General features: G+C 68.7%; 8 protein-coding genes and 1 pseudogene. 2 read left to right on the top strand and 7 right to left on the bottom strand.

Annotated features, from left to right (window positions below):
- Positions 1-212: 212 nt before the first annotated feature.
- Together E4F61_RS14565 and E4F61_RS15090 are read left to right on the top strand one after the other, a co-directional pair.
- Positions 213-1124 (top strand): alpha/beta hydrolase, encoded by a 912-nt coding sequence (locus tag E4F61_RS14565; protein ID WP_425480166.1) that lies wholly within the window; start codon positions 213-215, stop codon positions 1122-1124.
- A gap of 151 nt (positions 1125-1275) precedes the next feature.
- Positions 1276-1790: pseudogene (locus E4F61_RS15090) on the top strand (EamA family transporter).
- A gap of 78 nt (positions 1791-1868) precedes the next feature.
- Here E4F61_RS15090 and E4F61_RS14555 read toward each other — a convergent pair.
- The 7 genes from E4F61_RS14555 to E4F61_RS14525 all read right to left on the bottom strand — a co-directional run bounded on the left by E4F61_RS14555 (position 1869) and on the right by E4F61_RS14525 (position 8750).
- Positions 1869-2207 carry a PepSY domain-containing protein gene (locus tag E4F61_RS14555; protein WP_133480309.1) on the bottom strand — a complete coding sequence of 113 codons (339 nt, stop codon included), beginning with the start codon at positions 2205-2207 and terminating at the stop codon, positions 1869-1871.
- Positions 2208-2282: 75 nt separating this feature from the next.
- Positions 2283-2468 (bottom strand): hypothetical protein, encoded by a 186-nt coding sequence (locus E4F61_RS14550; RefSeq protein WP_133480308.1) that lies wholly within the window; start codon positions 2466-2468, stop codon positions 2283-2285.
- A gap of 629 nt (positions 2469-3097) precedes the next feature.
- Entirely contained in the window at positions 3098-4585 is a 1488-nt protein-coding gene (locus E4F61_RS14545; protein WP_133480307.1) for a glycosyltransferase family 39 protein, read from the bottom strand.
- Positions 4575-5300, bottom strand: coding sequence for a hypothetical protein (locus E4F61_RS14540; protein ID WP_133480306.1), 726 nt, complete (start codon positions 5298-5300; stop codon positions 4575-4577). The genes E4F61_RS14545 and E4F61_RS14540 overlap by 11 nt, the downstream gene beginning before the upstream one ends.
- Positions 5300-6094 carry a COG4705 family protein gene (locus tag E4F61_RS14535; RefSeq protein ID WP_133480305.1) on the bottom strand — a complete coding sequence of 265 codons (795 nt, stop codon included), beginning with the start codon at positions 6092-6094 and terminating at the stop codon, positions 5300-5302. The genes E4F61_RS14540 and E4F61_RS14535 overlap by 1 nt, the downstream gene beginning before the upstream one ends.
- Positions 6091-6864: a phosphatase PAP2 family protein gene (locus E4F61_RS14530; RefSeq protein WP_133480304.1), complete on the bottom strand. Its 774-nt coding sequence runs from the start codon at positions 6862-6864 to the stop codon at positions 6091-6093. Before E4F61_RS14530 ends, E4F61_RS14535 begins: the two co-directional genes overlap by 4 nt.
- Positions 6864-8750, bottom strand: coding sequence for an LTA synthase family protein (locus tag E4F61_RS14525; protein ID WP_162301513.1), 1887 nt, complete (start codon positions 8748-8750; stop codon positions 6864-6866). Before E4F61_RS14525 ends, E4F61_RS14530 begins: the two co-directional genes overlap by 1 nt.
- Between the last annotated feature and the right edge of the window lie 115 nt (positions 8751-8865).

The following is an 8865-nucleotide window of genomic DNA, read 5'->3' as shown; positions in this document are numbered from 1 at the left end:
TTCGCGGCGCGGCTTAACTCAGGTGTTAGGGCAGGGATGTCCGCTTTTGGCCGATAGCGGACGTCGGGTGCTGATCGACCCATCCACAGGACGCGTACGAGTGCAGAATCCGCACTTCCTATCTGGAGCTTCGCGTGCGGAAAGCCCTGTTGTTGTTTGTTCTCTCGAGCGCTGCCATCTCGTCGTTTGCGGCTCAGGGCGGCTCCCGGGCGATTGCCAGTTCCAGCGCAACCTGGTTACCGGCGGGTGCGGAAGAGATTCCTATCTGGCACGGTGCCGCGCCTGACATGCCGAGCCAGGCACGGCCGAAAGAATCCGCCTCGCCCATCAGGAAGGTACCCGGCCGCTTCTACACGGCGGTTGCGAATGTTTCCGCTCCCACGATGACGGTCTTCCAGCCGGCTTCGCGCAAAACCGATGCCGCGATCATCGTTTTCCCGGGCGGCGGCTTCCGCATTCTGGCGATCGATCTGGAGGGCACCGAAATCTGCGACTGGGTGACACGCATGGGGGCGACCTGCGTGCTGCTGAAGTACCGCGTCCCGGGCGGCAATGACTACTGGGACGACACGCTGAACCGTCGGGTCACGCCACCGGTGCCCCTGGCGCTCCAGGACGCGCAGCGCACGATCCGGCTGGTGCGTGCGAACGCTGCAAGCCTGGGGGTCGATCCGGCGAAGGTTGGCGTCATCGGCTTCTCGGCCGGTGGATACCTGGTCGCACAGACAAGCAACATCGTGAAAGACACCTATCGGCCAGTCGACGCCGCCGATGCGCTCAGCAGCCGCCCTGACTTCGCGATGGCGCTCTATCCCGGGCACCTGTGCCGCGACGGGCATGTACTGGAGCCCAGTATCCAGGCAACGAAGCAGACACCGCCGACCTTCCTGCTTCAGGCGTGGGATGACCCGGTCGATCCGATCTGCAACAGCACACTCTACGCTAGCGCGCTCGAGAAGGCGGGCGCGTCTGCTGAGGTCCACCTCTTTTCAAGCGGAGGACACGCGTTCGGTCTACGGTCGCCCGGGAACGCCACAGGTACGTGGCCGGAGCTTGCGGAAAGGTGGTTGCGTGCGCAGAAGTTGTTGCCGAGCGATCAGCCTGCGTCGAGCCCGGGCCGCTGACAGCTGCTCAGCTTCGGTCTGCGGCTCGCGGTACGTGCGCTCGATAGGAGGTCGGGCCCCGCCATGTCCGCTCTCGACCCAAAGCGGACGTAGGGCAGGCCGTCGGAGTGCCCGGTGTTCGCTAACTGGATGACGTGGGTGCAAGGCGCATATGCCCCGGAGGACCCGCCAACCCGACGCCTTCACTTCCACAGCCGGGCCATGGATGCGATCAGGAGGACTCGCGATGACAACTTCGACTTGGTCCGTCTGGGCCTTGCTCTCGGCGGGATTCGCGGCACTAACTGCGATCTTCGCGAAAGTCGGCATCCAGGGCGTGGACTCGGACTTCGCGACGCTGTTCCGCACGGTTGTAATCGTCTTCGTTCTCGGAGCGTTCGTGACCTGGGCCGGGAAGTGGACCGACCCGCGCGCGCTTTTGCCACGAACCGTGATCTTCCTAGTGCTATCCGCGCTAGCGACGGGCGCGTCGTGGGTGTGTTACTCCGCGCACTCCAGATCGGGCACGCCGCGCAGGTCGCGCCTGTCGACAAGCTCAGCGTGGTGCTGGTCGCGCTGTTCGCATTCGCCTTCCTCGGCGAGCGGCCGACGCTTCGAGAGTGGATCGGCATCGGACTGGTCGCGTCGGGAGTGATCCTGATCGCATTCGCGCCGCGCCCGGGCTGAGCATCGCCGGGCGGTCTTATCGACCATCGCGGGCGCGAATTCATGCGCCCGCGCCGGCGTGATCACAGCTCGGGTTGGCTACTTGTGCGTGTGTTCGCGGTGCTCCGCGCGTAGCTCGGCGCGCTCCGCGGCCGGGCTTTCCTCGTGCACCTTCAGGACGCGCCCGTTACTCGCGTCGACGAGCACTTCGGTGATGCTCGCGTGGCCGCGTCGCTCGATATCGAACGACCAGACGCGGCGATGCATTTCCGTCTCGAGTTCGGCGCTTCGGATCGTGCCGCCGGCGACGCGGCCAAGCGCAATGCTTTCGGCACGCGCTTTCGACAGCAGCGGTGCGGCGCCGGGGTTCGCTGCGAAGGCCGTGGGCGACGCGGCGAACGCGAATGCGACGAGCATGGCAACGGTGAGGGTTTTCATGACGGCACTCCGTGGGGAGTGTCGAGCGTGCGCGCTGGCGCGCTAACGCCGCCTCATGCCCCCCTCAGGCGATCGTTAGCGGCCGGACGCGGTGCGGCGCGTCAGTAAGCGCCTGTCGACCACCAGCACTTCAAGGCTGCCGGCACGATGGGTGCTGTGCATCCCGGCCCGCTGCTTCGGGCAGAACTGCGCGCTCGACAGACAGGCGCGACGGGTTACCGGGTCGAGCGCGACGGTGCGCGCACCCGTGCCGGTGGGCACGGTCGGCTTTTCGCGGCCCCCGACGGCATGGACACTCGCGGCGCCCGACGCGGGCGAACCGATGGCGACTACCTCGCCACGGCTCCCGGGATCGACGTAGACATGCCCTGCGACATCCGGGCGTCGAGTTCCGGGTTGCCTGCGAAGTCGACCGACGAGGGCTCGCGGCCGCCACCGGGGCGACGACGGATGCGGTGTTGCTGCGCGCGTTGAAGGCGAACAGGTGTCCCGAATGCGGGTCGGAGGATGGCGTATGCGCGAACGCGGGGACGCGGCGCAGGACCGCGAGCGTGCACAGGCCGGACGCTGTCACCTGGCTCCTGCGCCCGTAGGTCGCGTAGCCGCGGCCGAGCGACGGAACGATCGCGATTCCGTGCACGTCGTCGGTGCCAGGAACCTCGCCGACCAGTGCTCCACTCGACGTGTCGAGCACCTGCATGCGATGGCAGCGGCTCCGGTAAAGGCGATGCACCTGGGGTGCACGTCGCGAAGGTCCCGCCGGCCTACGCCCACGACCGGTCGATACGCAGTCACCGCGAGCGGCGCTGCGGACCGCGGCCTGGAGCGGCCCGGCCGACGAGGCGGGCGAGCCACAACGGGGCGAACAGGGCGTGACGCATGGCGGAGTTCTAGTGCGGTGCGGGAACGGCCCGGGCCGGCAGGACCCGGAAGACGATGCGCCCCTGCAGCGGCGTGCCGAGAGCGGTGGCGTCGAAACCGCGCGCCTCGAGATGGGTGCGGACCGCAGGCCAGCGCCCGGCGGGGGTGATCCACAGCGCCTGCGGCGAAGCGGCATCGCCGAGTTCGCGGTCCAGCGATTCATCGACATCCGGGTTCACGGACGTCGCAGCGCCGGCATTCGCAAGGCCGACGTTTTCCACATGGGCGCCAAGGTGCAGCCGAAGACCGTAACGCGGGACGTCGTCCACGAAGACCACTTCCGTGACCTGCCGCGGCGCGCGCTCGCGCAGCGCGGCTGCGAATGCACGCGCGTCCTGGGTCGATGGAATCCACGCGCCCACCGCACGCAGCAGCAGGAGCGTGATGCACCACGCGACCAGCGCGCGCACCGGGACGCGATCCGTGCGATCGAGGCGGCGTGCGACGACCAACGCGATCGGCGCCATCAGCGGCAGCACGTACAGCGGCAGCCGCGACCGGGCGATGCAGAAAACGATGAGGGGCAGGCCCGTCCACGCCATGAGCAGGACCAGCTGCGCGTCGCGACGCCGCACGTCCGCAGTGCGCCAGGTGCGGGCGTTGCGTCCGATGTCCACGAACCCGCGCACGGCCGGCCAGGTCCACGGGAGCGTGCCCACCAGCAGCGTCGGGACATAGACGACGAGCCAGCCGTACCACTCGCCATGTCGGCCGAAGTCGTTGCTCGCAACGCGGTTGACCACTTCGTGGCCGAGGAAATACCCGAGCAGCCCGGGCACCGCCGCGACCACCGCGATGAACCACGGCAGCGCGATGGCCGCGAAGGCCAGCAGCCCGGTGGCCGATAGCATGCGTCGGGGCTGCGGCGCCGCCAGTTCGGTGGCCACGATTGCCAGTGCCGGCAGCAGCCCGGGCGGCCCCTTCGCCAGGAACGCGAGCGCGAAGCCGGCGTACATCAGCACGACCCAGCGCAGGCGGCCATCGCCCCAGCGCCGCTCCACGTAGCCCCACATGGCGATCAGCTCGCAGGCCGCGAGCAGCATGTCGGTGGTGACGAGTTGCGATGCGACGGCGGGCAGCAGCATGACGGCGAACACCAGCGCCGCCCACGGCGCGGGCCCGAAGCCGAGGCGTCGCGCGATGCGCCCGACCAGCCACGCCGACAGCACATAGGCGAGCGCCGAGGTCAGGCGCGCCGCCCAGGTGTTCAACCCGAATACGGCGAAGCTCGTCGCGATGCCCCAGTACGCCAGCGGCGGCTTGGTCCAGTGCGCGACCTCGAGGCTGCGGTGGGGAATCAGCCAGTCGCCGCGCGCGAGCATGTTCAGGGCGACGTTGGTGTACCGGCCTTCGTCCGGATCCCAGAGACCGCGGCTTCCGAGGAACGCCAACGCGAGCATCGCGACCACGACGCTGACGATCCGCGCGTCGCGGATCCAGGCGCGATCAGCGGACATATTGCAGCCCGACGTAGAACACCAGCGGCGCGCGGTCGCGCCCGGTCACCTCGCTGCCCACCGACCCCATCATCAGCAGCCCTTCGCGCAGCGGACGCCGCGCCCCGACGTTGAGCGTGGTCCGCACCGACTGGCCGTCCACGCGCGTGCTGTTGATCTCGGCGAGGCAGTCGCCGCCGAAGCAATCGCGCGATACGAACATGCCGCCCTGCCAGGCATCGGCTTCGTCGGCCACGAAGTGGCGTGCAACCTCGAGGCCGACGTTGAACTCGCCGAAGGGTCGCGCCACCTGCAGCGGGAGCACCCATTCCGCGTTTTCGGACGCCAGGCCACGCCGCCGCGCGGCCGCCGACCAGCCGCGGACGTACAGCGGCTGCACCGCCATGGAAACGCCATCGGTCGCGGCATCCAGGAAACGGTAGCGCAGCCCGAATTCGACATCGCCGAGGCCGGACCGCCACGCGCCGTTCGAACGACCGTGTGCCCACGAGGCATGAAGCGACAGCTGCATGCGCTCGCCGACGCCGCGGTTGATGTCCACGTCCGGCGCGTCGAGGTCGAACCCGCCGGGAACGCGCGCACCGGTCGCGGCGATGTTGATTTCCCACACGCCGGGCCCCGGCGTATCCGGATCGTTGGTGATCATCGGCGGGCCGGCCTGCGCACACGCGCCGCCGCTGGCGAGCAGGAGCGCGAATGTGAGACGCAGGCGCATCAGTGGGCCCGCGTCGCCGGTCGCTGCGGAAACAGTGCGATGCACAGCGCGATCGCCACCAGCAGCGCGATCGAGCCCGTGTAGCGGCTGAGCTCGAGCCCGCCCTTGGCGTGCGGCTTGTCGAGGAAGTCACCGATCACGGCGCCGAGCGGCCTCGTCAGCACGAATGCCGCCCAGAACAGCGCCGTGCGCGAGATCTTCGTGGTGAAGTAGAGCACGGCAACCAGCGCCAGCAAGCCGCCAAAAATCCAGATGCCGCCGACGTAGCCCAGGCCCTGCGTGTCGGCCACCCAGTCGCCCAGCGCGGTGCCGAGCGTCTGCGAGAACGTGATGGTGAGCCAGTAGAACAGCTCCGAGCGCGCATCGCGCACGCTGTCGACCGAGATGGTGCCGGTGGTGCGATGCCACGTGAACAACGATGCGAGCAGCAGGCCGAGAAGCAGCGTCGAGCCGCCCGTGTAGCCGATGCCGAGGGAGCGCGTGGTGAAGTCGGCGAGCGTGGTGCCGACCGTCGTGCTGGCGACGATGGTCGTCCAGTACATCCACGGGTTGAACCGGCGCGCACGGATCTGCAGCGCGACCGCGGCGGCGAACACGACCGCGAAAATTCCGGTGCCGATCAGGTAGCCCGACACGCCCGACGCGCCGGCGTTCGGCGTGGTTTCGCCGAGCCAGGACATCGTCACCGCATCGCCGCCGATCTCGCCGAGCGTGGTCGCGAGGATCTTGATGATCCAGAAACCGAGTGTGATCGCGGGTACCTTGCTGAGCGCTTCCTCGATGTTGCGATTCATGGGGGGCCTTCCGGAGCGACGGGGGAGAACGAATCCAGGGCGAGTCGTCCGGTACGGTGACCGGTGACGGTGAGCGCGCCGTTGACGCCCGCCGCGACCAGCAGTCCCGCGCAGGCCGCCGCGACCACGTCCGTCGGCCAGTGCACGCCGAGGACCAGGCGGGACAGCCCCACCAGCGCTACCCAGACGATCGCCAGCACCACGGCCGGCGTGCGGATCCCGGGCCGGACGCGCGCCACCGCGAGGCAGGCTGCCGTAGCGACCGCAGCGGTGCTCAACGTGTGCCCGCTCGGAAAGCTGGAACCCCAGAACCACTGCGTGCTCCAGAGCTCCGGACGCGCACGGCCCACGGCCGTCTTCGCGACGTAGACCACGAGGCCTGCAACGGCGGTGGTCGTGGCGAGCTGCAGTGCTTCGAACCGGTGACGTCGCCACAGCAGGAGCGCCACGGCGACGGCCACCATCGGAACCAGCCAACGCGCGGAACCCGTCTGCGTCGCGAAGTTGAACAGCGGCGTGAGACCTGCGGGCACCGCGGTGTGGATGGCGAGCAGGATCGAGCGATCGGCCGCGGTGCTCTCCTGACCCAGCACCTCCTCCGACACCTGCAACAGCACGACGAACGCGGCGACCAGCAGCAGGATACCGCCGCGACGGCGATGGAAGCCCGCCGCCCAATGGTCGTGCCATCGACTCAGCAGCGAGATGGCCGCGAACAGTCCGAACACCACGGCCGACAGCTCGGCGCCTTCTTCCAGCAGGTTGTGCATCAGTGCCTCCTGGACGGTGCGACGCGATCGATGCGCATCGCGCCGGACGTGAAGTCGCGCGCCGCGTGCTGGTAGAGCGCGATGGCACGCAGGGTGAGTTCCGGGTCTTCGGCGACGGGCGGCTGCGGAACGTCGTCGACCATCGCGGGCGCGAGCGTTTCCGCGCGCCGATGCGGCGTGAGCTGCACGAGCCGCTGATCCGTGAGCAGACCCAGCAGTTGATAGGTCCCGATCAGCGCGCGCTCCGGGCGTGACTGGAACACGTCGACACCATAGAAGCGGCTCTCGTAGTCCAGTCCCACCAGGCCGAGCAGCGTCGGCGCGATGTCGATCTGACCCGCGAGGCCGTCGAAGCGCCCCGGGGCGACGTGCGCGGGCGAGTAGATCCACAGCGGAATGTGGTAGCGGAACGCGGGCAGTTCCGCCTTGCCCGCACTCATCGCGCAATGATCCGCAGTGACGACGAAAACGGTATCGGCGAACCACGGGTGCGTCCGGGCGCGACGGATGAAGTCGCCGAGCGCCCAGTCGGTGTAGCGGATGGCACTGATCCGCTTGTGCTGCTTCCACGGACCACGCCCCTCGGGAAACGTGTAGGGGCGGTGGTTCGACGTCGTCATCAGGTGCGCGAAGAACGGATGCCCCGCGTCGTGGGCCTGGTCGAAGCGCGCAAGGGCCAGGGTGTAGAGGTCCTCGTCGGCCACACCCCACACGTTCTCGTGATGGATCGCGCTCCGCGGGATCTCGGTCCGATCGTGCACGGCGTATCCGTTGTGCCCGAAGAAGTAGTTCATGTTGTCGAAGGCGCCGTAGCCGCCGTACAGGAACTCCGACTCGTATCCGTGCGCGTTGAACACGCTCGCCAGCGAGAAGAGCCCCTCGTTGTGCGGACGCTTGACGATCGACTCGCCGGGCGTCGGCGGCACCGACAGCGAAAGCGCCTCGAGGCCCCGCACCGTGCGGGTTCCGCTCGCGTAGAGGCGCGTGAACACCAGGCTCTGCGGACTGAGCCGGTCGAGCTCGGGGGTCAGCGATTCCGCGCGCCCATACGTGCCCGAGAATTCCGCCGAGAAGCTCTCCACGCTGACCAGCACGACATTGAGCCGGCGTTCGGGCGCGGCGTTGTGGATCGAACGCGCGATGCCGGTGGGGTGCAGGAACGTCGCGTCGGGCGTGGCCACCGAGGCGCGTGCTTCGGTATCGGCCAGGGCATCGGGGATCGTGCGATAGAAGCGGTCGTACTCCAGCGAAGCGGCGCGGTAGGCGGCGAAGAACTGGTAAATGCCGTTGCCCGCCAGTTCGTTCGCGTAGGCATTGGGACTTCCGTCCTTCAGGTCCGCGTGCACCGCGCCGGTCACGCCCAGGGCGATCAGTGCCCATGCGCCGGGCACCGCGATCCGCGCGCCCCGCAAGGTCCGGTCGTCGTCGACGCGCCGCCACCGCCGCGTGACCCAGGCCAGCATCGCCGTCGCGACGACGATCGCGGACAGCAGCGTCGCGACCGGATACGACTGCCGGATGTTGCCTATCACCTCGGTCGTATAGACGAGGTAGTCGACCGCGATGAAGTTGAAACGCGTCTGGAACTCCTGCCAAAACGTCCACTCGGCGACCGCGACGAACAGCAGCACGACCAGCAGGACGACGCAGGCGAGCTCGATGCTGAGCCGGCCGAGCTTTCCCCATCGCCCGGTGACCGGCACCAGCGCCACCAGAACGACGATCGGAAACCCGACGTACGCGAGCGTGGCCAGGTCGAATACCAGCCCGGTGGCGAACAGGCGCAGGTCGGACAGGCCGGGCGGCACCGCGCGCCCAATGTCGAGGCGCAGGACAAGGCGCACGACGGTGTGGATCGCCAGGAAGATCGCGGCGGACCACCACACGGGACGCCATCGGCCCGGGGACACGGATATGGGCATGCGGCGCGCGTCGGGGGGCGAAGCGTCAACGGTCGCTGCCCGTCCGTAAATCGGGCTCAGCCGAACCTCAGCCGGACGT

The sequence above is a fragment of the Cognatilysobacter segetis genome (genome assembly GCF_004359965.1).
Lineage (GTDB): Bacteria > Pseudomonadota > Gammaproteobacteria > Xanthomonadales > Xanthomonadaceae > Cognatilysobacter > Cognatilysobacter segetis.
The sequence above is the reverse complement of the archived record's forward strand: the minus strand, read 5'-3'. Positions and strand labels throughout refer to the sequence as shown.